The organism is Pseudomonas morbosilactucae (assembly GCF_023241665.1).
Taxonomy (GTDB): domain Bacteria; phylum Pseudomonadota; class Gammaproteobacteria; order Pseudomonadales; family Pseudomonadaceae; genus Aquipseudomonas; species Aquipseudomonas morbosilactucae.
This window is the reverse complement of the sequence record NZ_JALQCX010000026.1, coordinates 1-20,812: the sequence shown is the minus strand read 5'-3', so window position 1 is coordinate 20,812 and position 20,812 is coordinate 1. Positions and strand designations below refer to the sequence as shown.

The window sequence follows — 20,812 nt, the reverse complement described above, 5'->3', positions numbered from 1 at the left end:
CCGGCAAGCCGGCTCCTACATAGGCGAACACATTCACCGCCACCGTAGGAGCTGGCTTGCCAGCGAAGACGCCCGCAAGATCACCACTCCGCCCAAGACCCCATTCGCCGGCAAGCCGGCTCCTACAAATCGGGCATAATCCTTCGCGTCTATTTTCAGGGTGCGTCCATGAACAACAGCGAAAGCCTCAAGGATTACCAGCGGGTGCGGCAACTGGCGATCCGCTCGCTGTTCGAAATCATCGAGCAATCCAGCGAAGGCACAGTGATCGTCGACCGTGATGCGAATATCGTCTGGATGAATGAGCGCTACGCCCGGCGCTTTGGCCTGGAGTCCGCCGAGTTCGCCATCGGCAAGGCCTGCGAAAGCGTGATCCCCGGCAGCCTGCTGCGCGAGGTGGTGCGCACCGGGCGGCCGATCCTCCTGGACATGCAAGACACCCCCAAAGAACCGCTGGTGGTCATGCGCCTGCCGATCCACGACGACGCCGGCACGGTGATCGGCGCCATCGGCTTTGCCCTGTTCGATGAACTGCGCAGCCTCTCCCCCATGCTCAAGCGTTACCTGAGCATGCAGGAAGAGCTGGCCTCGACCCGCTCCCTGCTGCGGGCCCGGCAGACCAAGTACAACTTCGCCCACTTCATCGGCACCAGCACCGCCAGCCTGGAGGTCAAGCGCCGGGCCCGGCGCAGCGCCAGCACCGAATCGCCGGTGCTGCTGCAAGGCGAAACCGGCACCGGCAAGGAGCTGCTGGCCCAGGCCATTCACGCCGCCTCGCCCCGGGCCCACAAGGCTTTTGTCAGCGTCAACAGCGCGGCGATTCCCGAGGCCCTGCTGGAAGCCGAGTTCTTCGGCACTGCACCCGGCGCCTTCACCGGCGCCGACCGCAAGGGCCGCGCCGGCAAGTTGCAGATCGCCCAGGGCGGCACCCTGTTTCTCGATGAAATCGGCGACATGCCCCTGCCCCTGCAGAGCAAATTGCTGCGGGTGTTGCAGGAAAAGGAGTTCGAGCCTGTGGGCTCCAATGAAGTGATCCAGAGCGACGTGCGGGTGATCGCTGCCACCTCCACCGACCTGGAGGCAGCGATTCAGCGGGGCGAGTTCCGTGCCGACCTGTATTACCGGCTCAACGTCCTACCGATTCGGGTGCCGGCCTTGCGCGAACGCCTGGATGACCTGCCGGCCCTGAGCGAGGCGATTCTGGAAGAGCTGCGCAGCCAGCATGAACTGGACCACCCAGCCCTGGACCTGCTGGGCCAGCACGCCTGGCCGGGCAATATCCGCGAGCTGCGCAATGTGCTGGAGCGCGCGGCGCTGCTCAGCGACGACCTGATGCTCAATGCCGCGGACATTCGCGCGGCAATTGGCACCTTCAGCCCGGTGCAGCGCAGCCAGCCGGTCGAGCCGCTGCGCAACGAAACCTTCGCCGCCGCCCGCGAGCGCTTCGACCGCCACCTGATCGAAACCACCCTGGAGCAATGCCAAGGCAAGGTCGGCGCGGCGGCGGAGCGTCTGGGGCTGGGGCGGTCGACCCTGTACAAGAAAATGGCAGCACTGGGGATAGTTGAGTCTATATAAAGAGACAGCGTTCTCTTTATGGAGACAGCAGAGCCTGTATCGCTGGCAAGCCAGCTCCCACAAGGGGTCAACACTGCCCTGTAGGAGCTGGCTTGCCAGCGATGAGGCCACCCCACCCAAAAAAAGTCTCAAAAAAGAGACAAACCCCATAAACTCACTGCAAAACAAATAAAAATATCCATATATTTCAATAACTTAAACAAATGGCACAGTTCTCGCTATAACCCTCTCCACACGCAACACCCCACAAAAATAACAATCCTGGAGAGACACACCATGAGTGTGATCATTGCCTTGGCAGCCCTGGCGCTGCTGATGCTCGCCGCCTACCGTGGCTACAGCGTCATCCTCTTTGCCCCCATCGCCGCCCTCGGCGCCGTCCTGCTCACTGACCCGTCCGCCGTCGCGCCCGCCTTCACCGGGGTGTTCATGGAGAAGATGGTCGGCTTTATCAAACTGTATTTCCCGGTGTTCCTGCTGGGTGCGGTGTTCGGCAAGCTGATCGAGCTGTCGGGCTTCTCGCGCTCCATCGTTGCGGCGGCCATTCGCTTGCTGGGCACTCGCCAAGCGATGTTGGTGATTGTGCTGGTGTGCGCCTTGCTGACCTACGGCGGCGTCTCGCTGTTCGTGGTGGTGTTCGCGGTCTATCCGTTCGCCGCCGAAATGTTCCGCCAGAGCAATATCCCCAAGCGCCTGATCCCGGCGACGATTGCCCTGGGTGCGTTCTCGTTCACCATGGACGCCCTGCCCGGCACGCCGCAGATCCAGAACATCATCCCCAGCACCTTCTTCAACACCACCGCCTGGGCCGCGCCCTGGCTCGGGGTAATCGGCACCATTTTCGTGTTCTGCGCCGGCATGCTGTTTCTCCAGCGCCAGCGCAACAAGGCGCAGAAAGCCGGTGAAGGCTACGGCACCGAACTGCGCAATGAACCGGAAACCGCCGAAGACATCCAACTGCCCAATCCCTGGATCGCCCTGTCGCCACTGCTGCTGGTGGGGGTGATGAACCTGCTGTTCACCCACTGGATTCCGCAGTGGTACGGCAAGACCCACAGCCTGGCGCTGCCGGGCATGAGCGCGCCCGTGACCACCGAAATCGCCAAGCTCACCGCCATCTGGGCCGTGCAGGCGGCGCTGCTGATGGGCATCCTGCTGGTCCTGGCGTTCGGCTTTAAAGCGATTCGCAGCAAGCTGGCCGAAGGCAGCAAAAGCGCGGTCAGCGGCGCTTTGCTGGCGGCCATGAACACCGCCTCGGAATACGGTTTCGGCGCAGTGATCGCGTCCCTGCCGGGCTTCCTGGTGCTGGCCGACTGGTTGAAAAGCATCCCCAACCCGCTGGTCAATGAAGCCATTACCGTGACCTTGCTGGCGGGCATCACCGGCTCGGCCTCCGGCGGCATGAGCATCGCCCTGGCGGCCATGTCGGACAGCTTTATCAGCGCCGCCCACGCCGCCAACATTCCCCTGGAAGTGCTGCACCGGGTGGCCGCCATGGCCAGCGGCGGCATGGACACCCTGCCCCACAACGGCGCGGTGATTACCCTGCTGGCGGTGACCGGGCTGACCCACCGCGAAGCCTACAAGGACATTTTCTGCATTACCCTGATCAAGACCCTGGCGGTCTTCGTGGTCATCGCGACCTTCTACGCCACTGGCATTGTGTGAGGCATTTTCCATGAACAGTCTTTCGGGCAAGACCGCCCTGGTCACCGGTTCCACCAGCGGCATCGGCTTGGGGATCGCCCTGGGTCTGGCCAAGGCCGGGGCCAACCTGATCCTCAATGGTTTTGGCGACGCCTCCAAGGTGATCGCCGAGGTCGCACAACTCAATCAACACAGCGGCGGCAAGGTCGGCCATCACCCAGCGGACGTCAGCGACCCGGCGCAGATCGCCGAGATGATCGCCTACGCCGAACGGGAGTTCGGCGGCGTCGATATCCTGGTCAACAACGCGGGCATCCAACATGTGTCCACGGTGGAAGACTTCCCCGTGGAGCGCTGGGATTCGATCATCGCCATCAACCTGTCCTCGGTGTTCCACAGCACCCGCCTGAGCTTGCCGGGCATGCGCGCCAAAGGCTGGGGGCGGATCATCAACATCGCCTCGGTGCACGGCCAGGTCGGTTCCGTGGGCAAGGCAGCCTACGTGGCGGCCAAGCATGGAGTGATCGGCCTGACCAAGGTGGTGGGCCTGGAGACCGCCACCAGCAATGTCACCTGCAATGCCATCTGCCCAGGCTGGGTGCTGACGCCTCTGGTGCAAAAGCAGATCGATGACCGGGCCGCTGCCGGGGTCGACCCGCAGCAGGCGCAACACGATCTGCTGGCCGAAAAACAGCCGTCCCTGGAGTTCGTCACCCCCGCTCACCTGGGCGAGCTGGTGCTATTTTTATGCAGTGAAGCCGGCAGCCAGGTGCGTGGCGCGGCGTGGAACATCGATGGTGGGTGGTTGGCGCAATAAGAGGCAAAGCGGTAAGCGGTAAGCGGTAAGCGGTAAGCGGTAAGCGGTAAGCAGAGCGTGCTTGCCGATCAGATAATAAGAGGCCTTTATGTCCGACATACTCTGGCAACCCAGCGCCGAGCACATCAGCCGTACCCGGATGGACGCCTTTCGGCGGTTTATCAATCAGCGTCATGACTTGCAGTTGGCCGACTACCCCGCGCTGCATCAGTGGAGCATCGACCAGCGGGAAAGCTTCTGGCAGGCGATCGTCGACTTCTTTGAGGTCAGCTTTCACCAGGCGGCTGAAGGCGTGCTGCGCGAAGGTCTGCAGATGCCCAGCGCGCAATGGTTTCCCGGCGCGACCCTGAACTTTGCCGAGCACCTGCTCAAGCGCCGTGACACCGCAGTGGCGGTGGTGGCGATCAACGAGAACGGCCAGCGCGAACAACTGACCTACGCCGAACTGGCGGCCCAGGTGGCTGGCCTGCAACGCAGCCTGCAGGCCGCCGGCGTTGGCCTGGGCGACCGGGTGGCGGCGTGCATGCCCAACACCTGGCAAACCCTGGTGGCCATGCTCGCAACCACCAGCCTGGGGGCGATCTGGTCGTGCTCCTCGCCCGACTTCGGCACCCAAGGGGTGATCGACCGCTTCGGTCAGATCGAACCCAAGGTGCTGATCACCTGTGCCGGCTACCGCTACGCCGGCAAAGACATCGACCAGACCACCAAGGTCAACGAAATCCTCGAACGCCTGCCGTCCCTGGAACAGCTGGTCATCGTGCCCTACGCCCGCCCCGAAGCCCGGGCCGAGGACTTCAAGACACCCGCCAATGTCACCCTGTGGCAGCACTTCTACACCCCGGGCGGCGACCCGACCTTCGTCGCCGTACCCTTTGCCCACCCGCTGTACATCCTCTATTCCAGCGGCACCACCGGCATCCCGAAGTGCATCGTCCACAGCACCGGCGGCGTACTCCTGCAACACCTCAAGGAACACGGCCTGCACAGCAATCTGGGACCCGGCGAACGGCTGTTCTACTACACCACCTGCGGCTGGATGATGTGGAACTGGCTGGTCTCGGCCCTGGCCGTGGGCGCCAGCCTGGTGCTCTATGACGGCTCACCGTTCCACCCAGGGCCCGAGCACCTGCTGGACCTGATCGACGCCGAGGGCATCAACGTCTTCGGCACCAGCCCCAAATACCTCGCCGCCCTGGAAAAAGCCGGCATTGAGCCGCGCCAGAGCCACCGCCTGGACAGCCTGAAGACCCTGCTCTGCACCGGCTCGCCCCTGGCGCCGCAAAGCTACGACTACGTGTACCGCGCATTCAAGAGCGACCTGTGCCTGGCCTCGATGTCCGGCGGCACCGATATCGTCTCCTGCTTTGTCATCGGCAACCCGGTGCAGCCAGTGCGTCGCGGGCAGATGCAAGGCAAGAGCCTGGGCATGGCCATCGAGGTCTGGAACGACGCCGGGCGGCCTGTGATCGATGAAAAAGGTGAGCTGGTCTGCACCCGGCACTTTCCGGCCATGCCCATCGGCCTGTGGCACGACCCGGACGGGGAAAAACTGCGCACCGCCTATTTCAGCCAGTTCCCCGGGGTCTGGGCCCAGGGCGACTACGCCGAACAACGGGTCGAAGGTGGCTGGCTGATCCACGGGCGCTCCGACGCCGTGCTCAACCCCGGCGGCGTGCGTATCGGCACTGCGGAAATCTATCGTCAGGTGGAAAAACTCGATGAGGTCCTGGACAGCCTGGCCATCGGCCAACACTGGGACAGCGATGTGCGGGTGGTGCTCTTTGTCCGGCTGCAAGACGGTCGGCAGCTGGATGAGGCGCTGCAGGAACGCATACGCCACGTGATCCGCGCCAACACCACGCCGCGCCATGTGCCGGCGAAAATCCTCGCAGTGACGGACATTCCCCGCACCATCAGCGGCAAGATCGTCGAACTGGCGGTGCGCAACGTGGTGCACGGCCTGCCGGTAAAAAACACCGACGCCCTGGCCAACCCCGAGGCGCTGGAGCAGTTTCGTGACCGCGCGGAACTGCGCGACTGACCCGCAAGATGCGGCGGCCAGGCTATTCCAGCCCTGGCCGCCCACTCACCCGGGCCACAGCCAACGTGCCCGCTCTGAACTCGCCACATCGCCCCAAGCCCTCTAGACTGCTCATCTGCTCGGCCAGATTTATCTGACCGTGTCCGTCTAAAAAGCTTCACCCGACCGACCCAGCAACAGCGCCACCCCAGGACTCAGCACTATGAATGCCCCCTCTTCAGCCAGCGCGGCCGAAACCCTGATCGCCCGTCTGGACTGGTCCACCACGTCCCTGGGCGACTCGGCCCAATGGCCGCAGAGCCTGCGCACCGCCGTGGACATCGTGATCCACTCGCCCATGCCCATGCTTTTGCTCTGGGGGCCGCAACTGGCGCAAATCTACAACGACGGCTTCGCCCTGCTCAGCGGCCCCAAGCACCCTTGGGCCTTTGGCCAGCCGACACACCGGGTCTGGCCGGAGCTGGAAGACTTCACCGCGCCCATCTACCAGGCGGTGCTGCAAGGCCAGGTGCGCAGCTTCAGCGAACAGCGTTTCACCCTGCAACGCCACGACGGTGAAGCCGACGTCTGGCTGGACCTGACCTACAGCCCGATCCGCGATGAACGCGGTGCCGTGGCCGGGGTGCTGATCACCGCCATCGAAACCAACGAGCGTCGGCGTATCGCCTTGGAGCTAAAGCAGCGCTCCGACGACAGCCTGCGCGCCCAGCACGAAACCGAAGAGCGCCTGCAACTGGCCCTGGCCGCCACCGACGCCGTGGGCACCTGGGACTGGGACATCGGCGAAGACCGCTTTATCGCCGACAGCCACTTCGCCCAACTGCACAGCGTCGACCCGCAACAAGCCGGGCAACTGCCCATTAGCGAATACCTCAAGGGCGTGCACCCGGAAGACCGCGGCATGGTGGCCCGCAGTATCAAGCACTGCATCACTCACGGCACCGAATACGCCGAGGAATACCGTCTGCAACTGGCGGACGGGCACATCCGCTGGGTGTTCGCCCGAGGCCGCTGCTACAAGGACCATCACGGCCGGCGATGCGCTTCCTCGGCGCCGCCCTGGACCTCACCGAACGCAAGGAAATGGAACAGGCCCTGCGCCAGAGCCAGACCGAACTGCAACTAATCATCAACGCCATGCCGGTGCTGATCGGCTATGTCGACCGCGAGCAGCGCTTTCGCCTGAACAACAGCGCCTACCTCGAGTGGTACGGCCTGACCCCGCAAGAGATGTACGGCAAGACCATTCGCGAAGTGCTCGGCGACGAGGTCTACGCCACCCGCATCGACAAGATCGAAGCGGCGCTGGCCGGCAAGCCGTGCAGCTTCGAGACCAACTCGCCGCACCGCGACGGCCGCCCGCGCCATGCCCTGATGAAGTACCTGCCACGCCATGGCGGCGATGGTGCGATCAACGGTTTCTACATCTTTGTCAGCGATGAAACCGAGCGCAAGGAAACCGAAGAGGCCCTGCGCAACCTCAATGAAACCCTGGAAGAGCGGGTCAACCAGCGCACCGAAGCCCTGGCCACCGCCAACCAGCGCTTGCAAAACGAGATGTTCGAACGCGAGCGCGCCGAGGACGCCCTGCGCCACGCGCAGAAGATGGAAGCCGTGGGCCAGCTCACCGGCGGCATCGCCCATGACTTCAACAATATGCTCACCGGCATCATCGGCAGCCTGGACCTGATGCAGCGCTACATCGACAACGGCCGCAGCGCCGAGATCGGGCGTTTCACCGAGGCCGCGGTGTCTTCGGCCAAACGTGCGGCCGCCCTGACCCATCGCCTGCTGGCCTTCTCCCGTCGCCAGTCCCTGGACCGTCAGCCGTTGGAGCCCAACCAGTTGGTGCTGTCGCTGCAGGAACTGTTCAACCACACCAAGGGCGAACACATCGAACTGCAACTGCAATTGGGCGAGGGGGTGTGGCCGGTCAACACCGATGCCAGCCAACTGGAAAACGCCCTGCTCAACCTGGTGATCAACGCCCGCGACGCCATGCCCAATGGCGGCCAACTGCTGATCGAAACCGCCAACAGCTACCTCGATGGCAGCGACATCAGCACATTGGAACCGGTCAAGGCCGGGGACTACGTGATGCTCGGCGTCAGCGACAACGGCGCCGGCATGAGCCCACGCATCCTGGCCAAGGCGTTCGACCCGTTCTTCACCACCAAACCCATCGGCCAGGGCACGGGCCTGGGGTTATCGATGATCTATGGCTTCGCCCAACAGTCCGGCGGCCACGTCAGCATCACCAGCGAACCGGGCCAGGGCACCAGCGTGCGCCTGTACCTGCCGCGCCTGTACGCCAAGCCCGAACCCGCGGCCGCGCCGATCAGCAGCGAAGCCCCGTGCGCCATTGCCGGCGAATCGGTGGTGGTGGTCGAGGACGACCCGGCGGTGCGCATGCTGGTGGTCAATGTGCTCAACGAATTGGGCTACCAGGCCCATGAAGCCGAAGACGCCCGCAGCGCCCTGCCCTTGCTTGAGTCGGAACTGCGGGTCGACCTGCTGGTGACCGACGTCGGCTTGCCGGGTATGAACGGTCGACAATTGGCCGAAATCGCCCGCCAGCAACGGCCCGACCTCAAGGTGCTGTTCATGACCGGCTACGCGGAAAAAGCCGCCGAGCGCCAGGGCTTTCTCGAAGAAGGCATGGACCTGATGGCCAAGCCGTTTTCCATCGAAGCCCTGGCCCAGAAGATCCGCCAGATGATCAGCCCGTCCCCTTGAATTCAGGCATAATCCGCGGCCGCCGTCCGCACCGCTCCAAGGTAACTGCCCCATGAAAGCCCAAGCCCGCCACATCCTGGTGAAAACCGCCGAAGAGGCCGAACAGCTCAAGCAGCGCATCGCCAAAGGCGAAGCCTTCGACGTCCTGGCCAAGAAATACTCCACCTGCCCTTCCGGCAAACGCGGCGGCGACCTGGGCGAAGTCCGGCCGGGGCAAATGGTCGGTGCCATCGACCAGGTCATCTTCAAAAAGCCCCTGCGCACCGTGCACGGGCCAATCAAAAGCAAATTCGGCTACCACTTGGTGCAAGTCTTCTACCGCGACTGACCCCCACCGTCCCCCTACGCGTCAGGCTCGGGGAATCAGGGCGCCGGGGTGCTGGATGACCTGGCTCGCCAGGCGGTGTCCGGCCTCTGCCGCTTGCACCGGGCTGCCCCCCAGCAAACGCCTGGCCAGGTACGCCGCACTGAACGAATCCCCCGCTGCCGTGGTGTCCACGACCTTGTCCACGCGCAGTGCAGGCACCTCGGACACCGCCCCGGCACACCGAACCAGGCACGGCTCGGCGCCGCGTTTGAGCACCACTTCCGGGATGTTCGGGTAGGCACGCAACACCTCATCGGCATCGACGAACCCGAACAGCGCCTGCTCGTCGTCCACCGTCAGCAACGCCAGGTCGACATAGGCCAACACCTCGCGATAAGCCCCTTGCGCCTGTTCAACCGAGGCCCACAGCCGTGGCCGGTAGTTGTTGTCGAAGACGATCTGCGCGCCGCGCCGGCGTGCTTCGCTCAAGGTGTCGATCAACCTCTTGCGACCCTGCTCGCCCAGCACGGCCAGGGTGATGCCACTGAAATACAGCACGGCGTAATCCACCAGCGCTGCCAGAATCGGCTCGGCCGCCGGCGTGGTGAAGCAATCACGCACCGCCGCTTCGTTACGCCAATAAAGAAAACGCCGCTCGCCCTGGGCATCGGTCTGGATGCAATACAGGCCCGGCAAACGACCTGGCAGACGCTGCACCAGCCCCAGGCCGAGGCCTTCCTCGGCCCAGCTGTGGCACATGGCGTCGCTGAAACGGTCGTCGCCCAGGGCGGTGACATAGTCGACGTGCGCGCCCGCCCCCAGTTCACGGGCCAAGTACACCGCGGTATTCAGGGTGTCGCCGCCAAAGCTCTGTTGCAGGCTGCCGTCGGCGCGTTGTTGCAGTTCGATCATGCATTCGCCGATGGCAGCGATGCGTTGCTTGCGGTTCATCTTCTCGGTCTCCTCCTCAGCGCACACCCCTCCTGGTCAGAAGCAGGTTTCCAGGCTCTCGATCACCTGCAGGTGCTCATCCACCAACAGCCCCACCCGCCACTTATCGAAGGTCAGGCACGGGTGCGAGGTCCCGAAGGACATGATGTCGCCAACCCGTAATTCCACCCCGGGCGCCATGGTCAAAAATGCATGCTGATCCATCACGGCGGTCACCTTGCACGCGCTCATATCATCCCCGGCGCCAGCGTCAGCGCTGACGTCGCCGCCAACACGATAGCGGCGCAGTGGCAGCGGCAAACCGGCGTCATAAGCCACGTCGCGCTTGCCCAGGGCGATCACCGCCAAGCCTGGTTCCGGCAACGACTGCACATGGGCCCAGACCTCCAGGGCCGGACGCAACCCCTCGTGCAGGTCGCTGCGCCGATCCAGCACACAGCACTGAGCATCCTTGTAGATACCGTGGTCATGGGCCACGTAACTGCCCGGCCGCAACACGCTCAGGAAACGCCCTTGCGCGTTCTGCGCCTCGAAGGATTCGGCAATCAGGTCATACCAGGCAGAACCTGAAGCGGTGATGATCGGCTGGTCGATAGCGAACAGCCCATCGTCCTGCAGGTCCACCGCCAGGCGCACCAGGGAGGCGGCGAAGGCACGAATGCCGCTGATGGCCTGGTCGCCGTGAATCACCCCTTCGTAACCTTCGATACCGCACAGGGCCAGGGCCGGTTGCGCCTGGATGGCCCTGGCCAGTTCCAGCACCTCCTGCTCACTGCGGCAACCGCAACGGCCGCCGACTACGCCGTACTCGATCATCACCTTCAGCCGTACACCACGGGAGGCGAAGAAAGCGCCAAGGTCGGCGACGTTGTCCGGGTGATCGACCATGCAGTAGAAATCGAAATGCTCGTCCGCCAGCAGCTCGGCAATCAGTGCCATGTTCGGCGTGCCCACCAGTTGGTTGGCCATCAGCACCCGGCGTACGCCATGGGCATAGGCGGCACGCGTCTGCACGGCGGTGGCCAGGGTGATGCCCCAGGCGCCCGCCTCCAACTGCCGATGAAACAGCGCCGGGGTCATGCTGGTCTTGCCGTGGGGCGCCAGCTCGGCGCCGCTGTTGCTGACAAAGGCCTGCATCCAGCGAATGTTGTGCTCCAGTGCCTCACGGTGCAGCACCAGGGCCGGCAGGCTGACATCGCGCAACAGGTGGGCGCCGGGCTGGGCTGCGCCCTTCTCCACCGCAGCGTTGGTCAAGGCAGAAGTCATGTGCACACTCCTTATCTGCGAGGCCGCCGTGGGCCGTCGCTAGTCGTTGATACGCCGCGCCAGGTTGTTCGCGCTGGTGATCAGCACCTGGCGGTAGTCGTTGTAGTTTTTATGCGCATCGGCCCGGGGCGCGACGATACACAGGGTGCAAATGCACACTCCGCGCTCATCCCGGACCGGGGCCGCGAAGCAATGGGTAAAGGTGTCGGCGACACTGTCGAAGGAAAAAAAAACCGTCGACGCTGGCCTGGCGAATCTCCTTGAGAAAGGTCTCCAGGGGCAGGCGCTGGCCATCGGGCAAGGTGAAGTCCTGCGGGTCGATCAGCTCGACAATCTGCTCGTCGCTCAAATGCCCCAGCAGCAAGCGCCCGGAAGCGGTCCAGGGAATCGGCGCGTTCTCGCCGATGTCCGAGGAAATACGAAAATGCCGCTCGCCCTCCTTCATCAGCGCCACCGTGTATTTGCGCCCGTTAAGCAGGCACATCTGCGCGGTTTCATGGGTCTGGCTGACGATGTCCTGCAAGGCATGGTCGGCCTCGCGGCTGAGATCGAAATGGCGCAAGTGGGCCTGGCCGAGAAAATACAGCTGACGGCCGAGGTAAACGTGACCGTCCTTGCCCACCGGTTCCAGAATCCGCCGCTCCAGCAACGACGCCACCAACTCGTAGACCGTGGACTTGGGGCTGCCGATGCCGCTGGCAATATCGTTGGGGCGCAGCGGCTGGCCAATCTCCTTGAGGAAATCGAGAATATCGAACGCCCGATCCAACCCCTTGGCCCGACGCTTGATGTTGTCTTCAGTCATTTACCTAATCCTCCCTACACAATAGCGACGCCTGTATCGACCCGTAGGGGCTGGCTTGCCAGCGAAAAGCCCCCGCGTCATGCATCGCTCTTACGGCCGCCTTCGCTGGCAAGCCAGCTCCTACAGGCGGGCATTAGGGCTTCTTCTTGTAGGCAACGCAATCAATCTCGACCTTGCAGTCCACCATCATGCTGGCCTGCACACAGGCCCGGGCCGGCGCGTGTCCCGGGGTGAAATACTCGCCGAATACTTTGTTGAAGCTCCAGAAATCCCGTGGGTCTTCCAGCCACACGCCAACGCGCACTACATCTTCCAGGCCGTAGCCGGCCTCTTCGAGGATCGCCACCAGGTTGTTCAAGGTCTGGCGCGTCTGCTCGACGATCCCGCCAACGATGATCTCCCCATCCACCGCCGGCACCTGGCCGGACACATGCAACCAGCCATCGGCCTCTACGGCGCGGGCGAATGGCCGTGGCTGACCGCCTCCTGCGGTGCTGCCGGTGCCGTAACGAATAATGCTCATAGGTGTTTCTCCTGATGCAAAAGTGGCCGTAAAAAAATCAAAACCGGGTGTTCTTGAGGAACTCCGCCAAACGCGGCGATTGCGGGCGCTCGAACAGGTCCTTGGGCGGCCCCTGCTCTTCGATCCGGCCCTGGTTCATAAACACAATCTTGTCCGAGACCTCGAAGGCGAAGCGCATTTCGTGAGTCACCAGCAACATGGTCATGCCGTCTTCGGCCAGGCCCTTGATCACGCTCAGCACTTCGCCCACCAACTCCGGGTCCAGGGCTGAGGTCACTTCATCGAACAGCATCAAACTCGGGTTCATGGCAATTGCCCGGGCAATCGCCACCCGCTGCTGCTGGCCGCCGGACAACTGCCCGGGAAAGTGATGGCGCCGCTCCAGCAGGCCGACCCGCTCCAGCCATTTTTCCGCCAGGGCCACGGCCTCGTCCTTGCCCAGTTTCTTGACCTTGAGCAGGCCCAGGGTGACGTTCTGCAATGCCGTGAGATGGGGAAACAGGTTGAACTGCTGGAAGGCCATGCCGGTCATTGCGCGATGCTGGGCAATCACCTTCTCGGGGTGGCGCAGGCGCTTGCCGCCGTGCTCGTGATAACCGATGGATTCCCCGTCGAGGAGGATCTGCCCGCCCTGGAACTCCTCGAGCATGTTCACGCAGCGCAGCAGCGTGGTCTTGCCCGAGCCACTGGAACCGATCAGCGTCACCACATTGCCGCGCTGCATCTCCAGGTCGACGCCCTTGAGCACCTCCAGCGGGCCGTATTGCTTGTGCAGGTTGCGAATGCTCAGCAACGCTGCGTTGGCTGTGGGCGTGGAAACTTGAGTTTGAGTCATGGCAAGGCCACCCGCTTTTCAATGTGCCGGCCGAGTAATTCGATGGCGTAGTTGATGATGAAAAAGAGCAAACCGGCGAACAGGTAAAACTCCAGGGTCATGAAGGTGCGAGCGATGATCTGCTGGGTACTGAGCAGCAACTCGGCAACGCCGATCACCGACAGCAGAGTGGAGGCCTTGACGATCTCGGTGGACGAATTGACCCAGGTCGGCAGGATCTGCCGCAGCGCCTGGGGCAGCAGCACATAACCCAGGGCCTGGAAGAACGTCAGGCCAATGGCCTGGCTGGCCTCCATCTGCCCCCGGGGAATGGCCTGCAAGGCACCGCGCACAATCTCGGCCACGTGGGAGCCGCAAAACAACGTCAGCCCCAGGGCACCGGCCTGGAAAGCGCTGATCTGCCAGCCCAGGGCCGGTGCCATGTAGAAGCACGCCAGCACCAGTACAAACACCGGCGTACCGCGGATCAGGTCGACATACAGGCGAAACGGCAGGCGCATCCACCACGTGCCGTAAGTCAGCACCAACCCGGCAACAATACCGATCAAGGTCCCGAACAGAATCGCCAGGGCCGAACAGGCCACGCTGGTCTGAAAGCCCGCCCACAGCACCTCGCGCGCAACCCACAACTCATGCAACCAACTGGGTGATTCGTACATGGGGGCCTCCTAGCGGCGAATCGCCAGACGCTGCTCGAGTTGACGCAACAGCAGGGCAATGAGGAAACACGCAGCCACATAAAGCGCTGTCGTGACCATCCAGGTTTCAATCACCCGGTAGCTCTCGACGTTGATCTTGCGGGCGTAGTAGGTCAGCTCCGGCACAGCGATCGCGGCGGCCAGGGAAGTGTCTTTGAACAGCGAAATGAAGTTATTGGACAGTGCCGGCAACACATTGCGCAGCATCACCGGCACCGTCACGTAGGCTCGCACCTGCCACTCACCCAGACCGATCGCCAGCCCCGCTTCGCGCAGACCCTTGGGAATGCTCAGCAAACCGGCACGGAACACCTCGGTCAGATAAGCCCCGGCGTACAACGACAGGGTGACGATGAACGACGGGATCTTGTCCAGGCGAATGCCCAGGCTTGGCAAGGCAAAGTAGATCAACAGAATCAGCACCAAGATCGGCGTATTGCGGATCACCGTCACATACACCGACGCCAGCACCCGCAGCGCCTGATGCTTGCTCAGCAAGGCAAAGGCCATCATCAGGCCGATCACACAACCGATGGCGATCGACACCAGCGCCAACTGCAGGCCCAACCCGAGCCCCGCCAGCAAGGTGTCGAAATCGCGCCACACGGCGGCAAAGTTCAACTGATAGTTCATGGTCAGCAATACCTTGAGCGGGGCGCTTTCGAGGGGCGCCCCACTCTCATCAGGTCACTTGAATTCGACGGGGAAACCGATTTCTGGCGTCGGCAGGTCCACCCCGAACCACTGTTTGAACGACGCGGCGTACGTCGGGAACTCCACCCCGGTCATTGCTTCATGCAGTGTGGTATTGACGAAATTCAACCAATCCTGATCCCCACGCTTGACCGCACAGGCATAGGTTTGCGGGCTCCAGGCATAGGCCGGGCTGCGATAGCGTCCCGGGTTCTGCACCATCAAATACTTCACCGACGACTGATCGGTGGCCGCCGCATCGGCCCGGCCCGAATTCACCGCCTGATACATCAAGTCGACACTGTCGTACTGATCGACCTTGGCCTTGGGCAGCGCCTGATGCACCAACTCCTCGGCATACACGTTCTGCAACACCGCCACCGTCACCCCATCGCCGCCGGCCTTGAGGTCATCGATCTCCTTGTACTTGCTGTTGGCCGGCAACAGCAGACCAACCCCCTCGCGGTAATACGGCAAGGTAAACGCCACCTGCTGCGCCCGACTGGCGGTGACCGTAATGAACTGGCAGCTCATATCGACCTTGTCCGTCAGCAAATTGGGAATCCGCGCATCGGAGGACTGCACCACAAACTCCACCTTGCTCGGGTCGTTGAACAACCCCTTGGCCACCATCCGCCCGATATCGATATCGAACCCCTGCAACTTCCCGTCCGCTCCCTGGAAATGCCACGGCGCATTGGTACTGCCCGTGCCCACAATCAAATGCCCACGCTTGAGCACAGCGTCCAGCTTGCCGTCCGCCGCCTGAGCGACCCCCACAGCCGAAACCGACGCCACAGCCGCCACGAGAAAAACACACGCTTTAAACAAGGAAGGTCCGCGATGCATGACAAGCACTCCAAGGAGGGTATTTATTCCGCTATACCGGAATACGGTATGTAACAACGGAATAAACAGCAGGAAGTGTGCCACGGGACTGAAGCCGATGGCAGGGAAATCGGGAAATGTTTGGGAATCAAGGGGATGAGGATGAAGCTGTTTTCGGCGTTATGAATGGATGCTGTGGAGGGTGCTACGCAAAGCTACAGAAAGTGATCCGAAGGAACACAAAATGGTGCGGCGGATCACTCATTGGACTGCCCCCGCCCCCATAGACATCTCCAGCCTATGTTTGGACTGCCCCCGTGGTTGTAGGCGATCAACATACCGCTGGGCATGTCGCTGGTGAAGCCGTCGGTACCGCCGTTGCCACTGCTGACGCTGGCGCTCGGCATCTAGCTTCTATATTCCGCCGTACTCTTGATATCGACTACGTAATTACCCTATAGCGATCTAAATACATTAGAATCTTGCACAACTAAAAATCACCAACATAAAAAGGAAAAACCACGTATTCCCCCCGATAAACTTCAAACACCAAACGATGCATGACCTTCACACTTTCCGCACTTTTATGCAGTATAACCTGAAGCTTTAATCCATACTCAACATATAGTACGACACCCTGGCACACTTTTACCTCTTCTAAAAAAAGCTGCCCACCATACTCTAAAGAAAACAAATACACTCCTTTGCTTTTCGCTGCACAACCCACAACAATTAACCTCATAAACTACTGCCCCCAGATTGAATAACCGTTCCATGCACTTTTAAATTCTTTCATATCCATTTTGTAGCTTGTCCCTTGCCATGGATCACGAATCATCACACGTCCGCTGCTATCCAAGCCATCGACTACAATCCAATGCCCAATTTTACTACCTCTTTCCCAAAGCTGAGCAGCCCATGCCCCTGTTGAGCTCAGCCCATAAAAAGTCCCAATATCGTCCGCATCAACACCAGATCCAATCCACTTGCGAGACCCAGAAGAGTCTAGCTTGTTCAGCACGGAGGCTAACTGCGTCTCATAAGTTGCTCCGTCACCCGCAAGTTTTGAAATAACACTTTGAGAAGCATTAATCTTGCGATCCCCAAGCATCATCTCAACACAGGCCTGCCCGCAACTAAGACTATTCACTTGCTTCACTACAGAAGAATCCACTACCTCATCTATAACTTTCCAGTTACCACCCGCACCACCTAAAATCTTCTCTGAGGTCGATAAACTATCAGCACGTCCACCCTTCACGACTATTCCGAGCATATTACTAAGCGTAGTCAGGAAGCTCGCATCTTCTACAGCTTGAAGCCCAAGACGAACCCAGTTTCCACTAGTCAAATTGACTGCCCGGGTGGCCTCCCCCACTGCCTGACCTATACCTACGCTATCGCCCGCATACGTCACCGTCGTGACAGCCATATGGGTGGCAACATTGCGCTCACAATCAGAATTTCCTTTACATAGAGGCAACACTTTCTCTGTGTAAACTGCCTGTACGAACTCTTCCCACCCTGCCTGATCCTCTTTTGTCTCCAGCCCGCCCTGCCGGTAGGAGGTTTCTTTCCATGTTTCGTAAGTTTTCAGACAGGCTTGCAACCCACCGGAATCACCACAGGATGCTTTGAGTTCGTTGCCAAACGCCGTTACTTGGTCCTTACCCAATTGATGGCCAAAAATATTGACCCCAACTCCTAAATAATTATTTTCCGCAGCATTCTTTCCAGACCCAGCCCCCGCAATTGCACCCGTGCTATCACCTTTCGCAATTCCCCCTGCAAGTCCGGCCGCCAACGTCGCTAGCGCTGACACCGTCTGTTTTTGCTCTTCGCTGAGGGTGTTTGTATCGCTGGTGCCATACAACTGCTGGGAGATCAATCGAGCAGCCAGCTCACCTCCGGCTGCTCCCACTGCGCCTGCAATCGCCGAGTTGCCTTGGGCCTGGGCAACAGCAGCGCCCAGCACCGCATGAGCCATCGTGTTGAGGGCAGGATTGTCACCCGTGGTTTTCTTGATCAACTGCGCCAGGTAGGGTGCCGAGGCTCCAGCCAGAGCAGAGCCGATATCCCCGCCAGCCAATCCTTGCAAGGCAGCGGTGACGGCCTGTGCTACTCGCTGGTAATCACCACCCGTACCGTACTTGCCCATAACCTGCTTGTAGGCATCAGTGGCTATCAGCTGCTTCTGGTAGTTCTCCACCTCCTCTTTGCTGGCATTGCTTCCAGGCCGATGAATACCTTTCTTTTCAAGTTCCTTGCTCGCTTCTTGATCGGCCTTCAACTGCCCATCGGTCCGAACAATGTCCGTCACTTGGGTGCCGATCTCGCCGATAAGCTGCACCTCCCGCAGGCGCTTCTGCTCCTTCTCCTTGTCGAAGATCGGGCTGATGTTGCCATTGGCATGTTCGACGTCGCGGCTCAGGGTGGCGACATCCTGCTTCTGCTGGCCTGGGTCACGAATCTCCAGGGCGCCGTTGGAGATTGCCGATGAGGTGGTACCGCTGGCGCTGCCGCCGAGGTTGTAGGCGATCAACATGCCGCTGGGCATGTTGCTGGTGAAGCCATCAGCACCGCCGTTGCCGCTGCTGACGCTGGCGCTCTGCATCTGGCTTTTGTATTCGGCCTCGTTCTTGAGATCGCTCCAGCCCAGGGTGCCGGTGCTCAGGCGGTTTTTGTCGGTTTCTGCGGTACTGGCGATGACGCTGCCATCAAGCTGGGTGTGCTTGCCCACTTCAACCTGATAGCCGCCCTTGCCGGCGAACAACCCGGTTTGTTCCTGCACGCTCTGGTACTTGGAGTCGATCTTGCTCTGGCTGACGCTGACCGAAGCGCTGCCCGTCATCGTGCCGAACGTGAAGCTGGCACCGCCGCTGACATTGCTCTGCTTGGACTTGTAGTCGTCGGTATCCTGCAGGCTTTGCAGCGTGAGGTCGCGCCCGACTTTGGCCGTGATCTTGTCGGCATTGACCTGCGCGCCCTTGAGCGCAGCGTCCCGCCCACTGATCAGGCTCGCTTGGTTACCGGCGTCCAGGGTGGTCTCGGTCCAGGTGGTGCCGGTGCCCTTTTCCTTGCCCACGCCCTTGTTACCGTTGGCGAAGATACTCAGGCCTGCGCCATTGGGGCCGACGCCCAAACTGACGCCAATGGCACCGCCGCTGCTGTTGTTCTTGCCATCAAGCTTTTGCCGGTTGGCTGCGGCCTCAAGCTGGATGTCACGCTCAGCGGCGAGCAGTACGTTATTGCCTGCCTTGAGTTGGCTACCTTGCACGCGGATGTCGCCATCCGCCCCAGCGGTACCTCTACCGGCAGCCACAATGGAGAGGTTGTTGCCACTGGTCAGGCTATTGCCCTGACTGACCGCCTGCTCTTGAGTCTGCTTCGAGCTGGACTGCTGCGAGCCCAGGGAAATGCTGATACCGACGAACTGGCCAATGTTATCGCCGGTCATTCCGCCGCCCTGTTGGACCGCTTGCCAAGCCTGGACACCCGTCAGGCCAGCCTTGATACCTTGCAGGGCAGAGAGACGGCTATCGTCTTCCTCCTTGGCTTGCTTGGTGGTCTGGTACGCGGCGTCGACGGCACTGCCGACGGTTCCAGACAATGCCAAGGTCAGGCCACTGGTCTTGGTTTTGGAAGTTTGCTCGCTCTTATTGTGATTTTCCGCCGCGAGGATGCTGACGTTCTGCCCGACAAGGCTGATGTCCTTGCCCGCGATGACGTCGGAACCTTTAAGGGTCAGGTCCTTGCCCGCCTGGATATCGACGTTGCCGAGCACGCTGCCAATGGTGCTGGCCTTGGCGTTTTCGGTGGTGCTGGAAGACGTGTTCTGAGCACTGGTAGAGCCCAGGGTGAAACCAATCCCACCACTGCTCAACAAGCCGGACTTTTTCTTCGATGTCGAATGGCTTTCTTCGCTGGTTTCGATGGCGTTGTCGATCTCGATATTGCGCCCCGCTACCATGCTCGTGGAATGGGTGGAGACAATATCGCTAGCTGTCACGCCAATGTCCTGGCCGGCGCGTATGACCACCGTATCGCCACTGACGGAGGAGCTTTGCTGGGTGGTGGAGCTGCTGCTGTCGATCCGTGTTTTCTGGCTGCTGGACAGCCCGGAGCTGCTGGTCTTGGTCTTGCGGTAATAGCTGTAGTCACTGTTTTGCGCGGCGCTGAGATTCACGTCACCGCCCGCATAGAGATACGCCTCATCCCCCGCCGTCACTCGGCTGGCCGTCAGTTGAAGATCCTCACCGGCCTTGAGCGCCACATTACCGCCGGCAACCAAGGTGGTGGCCACCTGCTGAGCATGATCCTCCTGCCCCTTGAAGCTCCCGGTCTGGCTGAGCCAATGCCGCTCATTTGCAGCAGAAGCCAATGTCAGGTTTTCTTTGGCCAACATCGACACATCACGCTTGGCCTCAATCTGGCTGGCAATTGCCGTGATATCGCGACCAGAACTGATGGATAGGTCGCGACCCGCCTCAAGCGTCGAACCATGCTGGGTGACACTTTTGTCACGGTAATTGGCGTTCAGTTGATTGCCGACCACTTGCTCCACAGCCGTCAAGCTGACATCGCGGCCAGCGGTGATGCGGGTATCAGCGGCGCTCTTTAGGATTCCCGCGCTGTTATTGAAATCGCGCCCCGCGTTGATAGTGAGGTTATTCGCGGCCTCAACCCGTGCAGCACTGTCGACAAAATCCCGCTGCTGCGCGTGGGGCCCCTTGTTGCTTTGGTGCGAGGTCAAAGTGCGTTCGTTAACCACATCCCCTTCCGCTGCCGTCAAGGCCACATCGCGCCCAGCGATAACACCACCGGCCTTGTTCAGTAGATCCTTGCCTGCTGTCAGATTCAGGCGATTGCCCGCCTCCACCAACCCACTATTGACCAGGCTCTCCCCCGCCACCGCCAACAGGTCATTGGCCGCGCGCAGGGTGCCGACGTTGGTCAGATCCTTGCCGGCAATCAGGCTGATATCGTTGCCCGCGATCAGGGAGCCGTTGGGCGCCAGGCGTTTGTTGGCGTGGGCCAGGTACAGCACCGGCACCAGCACCTCTTCGCCATTCACTTCATGGCTT

12 protein-coding genes and 3 pseudogenes are annotated in these 20,812 nt (G+C 61.3%); 6 read left to right on the top strand and 9 right to left on the bottom strand.

All coding sequences use genetic code 11. The features are described 5' to 3' along the window. The first annotated feature begins 168 nt into the window (after positions 1 to 168). The 6 genes and pseudogenes from M1B35_RS14505 (at position 169) to M1B35_RS14480 (ending at position 9,150) form a co-directional block, all read left to right on the top strand. Positions 169 to 1,578, top strand: coding sequence for a sigma-54 interaction domain-containing protein (locus tag M1B35_RS14505; protein ID WP_268262308.1), 1,410 nt, complete (start codon positions 169 to 171; stop codon positions 1,576 to 1,578). A 276-nt stretch (positions 1,579 to 1,854) separates the two neighbouring features. Continuing rightward, positions 1,855 to 3,246 (top strand): GntP family permease, encoded by a 1,392-nt coding sequence (locus M1B35_RS14500; protein WP_123334255.1) that lies wholly within the window; start codon positions 1,855 to 1,857, stop codon positions 3,244 to 3,246. 10 nt (positions 3,247 to 3,256) lie between these two features. Next, a complete protein-coding gene (locus M1B35_RS14495) occupies positions 3,257 to 4,042 on the top strand; it encodes a 3-hydroxybutyrate dehydrogenase (RefSeq protein ID WP_123334257.1) in 786 nt (261 codons plus the stop codon). Positions 4,043 to 4,130: 88 nt separating this feature from the next. Next, entirely contained in the window at positions 4,131 to 6,086 is a 1,956-nt protein-coding gene (locus tag M1B35_RS14490) for an acetoacetate--CoA ligase (protein WP_268262307.1), read from the top strand. A gap of 202 nt (positions 6,087 to 6,288) precedes the next feature. Next, positions 6,289 to 8,822 (top strand): annotated as a pseudogene (locus M1B35_RS14485) (hybrid sensor histidine kinase/response regulator). 52 nt (positions 8,823 to 8,874) lie between these two features. Further along, positions 8,875 to 9,150 (top strand): peptidylprolyl isomerase, encoded by a 276-nt coding sequence (locus M1B35_RS14480; protein ID WP_007932676.1) that lies wholly within the window; start codon positions 8,875 to 8,877, stop codon positions 9,148 to 9,150. Between the two features lie 21 nt (positions 9,151 to 9,171). Here M1B35_RS14480 and M1B35_RS14475 read toward each other — a convergent pair whose 3' ends face one another. The 9 genes and pseudogenes from M1B35_RS14475 to M1B35_RS14435 all read right to left on the bottom strand — a co-directional run. Beyond that, positions 9,172 to 10,080, bottom strand: a complete 909-nt coding sequence (locus M1B35_RS14475; RefSeq protein ID WP_268262306.1) for a sugar kinase — start codon at positions 10,078 to 10,080, stop codon at positions 9,172 to 9,174. A 36-nt stretch (positions 10,081 to 10,116) separates the two neighbouring features. Beyond that, positions 10,117 to 11,346, bottom strand: coding sequence for an amino acid deaminase (locus tag M1B35_RS14470; RefSeq protein ID WP_268262305.1), 1,230 nt, complete (start codon positions 11,344 to 11,346; stop codon positions 10,117 to 10,119). Positions 11,347 to 11,385: 39 nt separating this feature from the next. Beyond that, positions 11,386 to 12,151, bottom strand: a pseudogene (locus tag M1B35_RS14465) (IclR family transcriptional regulator). A 133-nt stretch (positions 12,152 to 12,284) separates the two neighbouring features. Next, positions 12,285 to 12,674 (bottom strand): RidA family protein, encoded by a 390-nt coding sequence (locus tag M1B35_RS14460; protein ID WP_268262304.1) that lies wholly within the window; start codon positions 12,672 to 12,674, stop codon positions 12,285 to 12,287. A 37-nt stretch (positions 12,675 to 12,711) separates the two neighbouring features. Then, positions 12,712 to 13,509 carry an amino acid ABC transporter ATP-binding protein gene (locus M1B35_RS14455; RefSeq protein ID WP_123334272.1) on the bottom strand — a complete coding sequence of 266 codons (798 nt, stop codon included), beginning with the start codon at positions 13,507 to 13,509 and terminating at the stop codon, positions 12,712 to 12,714. Further along, the gene (locus M1B35_RS14450; protein ID WP_123334274.1) at positions 13,506 to 14,168 is read right to left on the bottom strand and encodes an amino acid ABC transporter permease; all 663 of its coding nucleotides are present in this window, start codon (positions 14,166 to 14,168) and stop codon (positions 13,506 to 13,508) included. Before M1B35_RS14450 ends, M1B35_RS14455 begins: the two co-directional genes overlap by 4 nt. 9 nt (positions 14,169 to 14,177) lie before the next feature. Continuing rightward, positions 14,178 to 14,840: an amino acid ABC transporter permease gene (locus M1B35_RS14445; RefSeq protein ID WP_268262303.1), complete on the bottom strand. Its 663-nt coding sequence runs from the start codon at positions 14,838 to 14,840 to the stop codon at positions 14,178 to 14,180. A gap of 54 nt (positions 14,841 to 14,894) precedes the next feature. Continuing rightward, positions 14,895 to 15,749 carry a transporter substrate-binding domain-containing protein gene (locus M1B35_RS14440; RefSeq protein WP_268262302.1) on the bottom strand — a complete coding sequence of 285 codons (855 nt, stop codon included), beginning with the start codon at positions 15,747 to 15,749 and terminating at the stop codon, positions 14,895 to 14,897. A 724-nt stretch (positions 15,750 to 16,473) separates the two neighbouring features. Continuing rightward, positions 16,474 to 20,805: pseudogene (locus M1B35_RS14435) on the bottom strand (hemagglutinin repeat-containing protein); the annotation flags it as partial. Positions 20,806 to 20,812: the final 7 nt, after the last annotated feature.

Bases quoted from the DNA above. Each gene is read 5' to 3' on its own strand.
- M1B35_RS14455 (WP_123334272.1), bottom strand. From the start codon at position 13,509: ATGACTCAAACTCAAGTTTCCACGCCCACAGCCAACGCAGCGTTGCTG.
- M1B35_RS14475 (WP_268262306.1), bottom strand. From the start codon at position 10,080: ATGAACCGCAAGCAACGCATCGCTGCCATCGGCGAATGCATGATCGAA.
- M1B35_RS14440 (WP_268262302.1), bottom strand. From the start codon at position 15,749: ATGCATCGCGGACCTTCCTTGTTTAAAGCGTGTGTTTTTCTCGTGGCG.
- M1B35_RS14480 (WP_007932676.1), top strand. From the start codon at position 8,875: ATGAAAGCCCAAGCCCGCCACATCCTGGTGAAAACCGCCGAAGAGGCC.
- M1B35_RS14490 (WP_268262307.1), top strand. From the start codon at position 4,131: ATGTCCGACATACTCTGGCAACCCAGCGCCGAGCACATCAGCCGTACC.
- M1B35_RS14495 (WP_123334257.1), top strand. From the start codon at position 3,257: ATGAACAGTCTTTCGGGCAAGACCGCCCTGGTCACCGGTTCCACCAGC.
- M1B35_RS14505 (WP_268262308.1), top strand. From the start codon at position 169: ATGAACAACAGCGAAAGCCTCAAGGATTACCAGCGGGTGCGGCAACTG.
- M1B35_RS14500 (WP_123334255.1), top strand. From the start codon at position 1,855: ATGAGTGTGATCATTGCCTTGGCAGCCCTGGCGCTGCTGATGCTCGCC.
- M1B35_RS14445 (WP_268262303.1), bottom strand. From the start codon at position 14,840: ATGAACTATCAGTTGAACTTTGCCGCCGTGTGGCGCGATTTCGACACC.
- M1B35_RS14450 (WP_123334274.1), bottom strand. From the start codon at position 14,168: ATGTACGAATCACCCAGTTGGTTGCATGAGTTGTGGGTTGCGCGCGAG.
- M1B35_RS14460 (WP_268262304.1), bottom strand. From the start codon at position 12,674: ATGAGCATTATTCGTTACGGCACCGGCAGCACCGCAGGAGGCGGTCAG.
- M1B35_RS14470 (WP_268262305.1), bottom strand. From the start codon at position 11,346: ATGACTTCTGCCTTGACCAACGCTGCGGTGGAGAAGGGCGCAGCCCAG.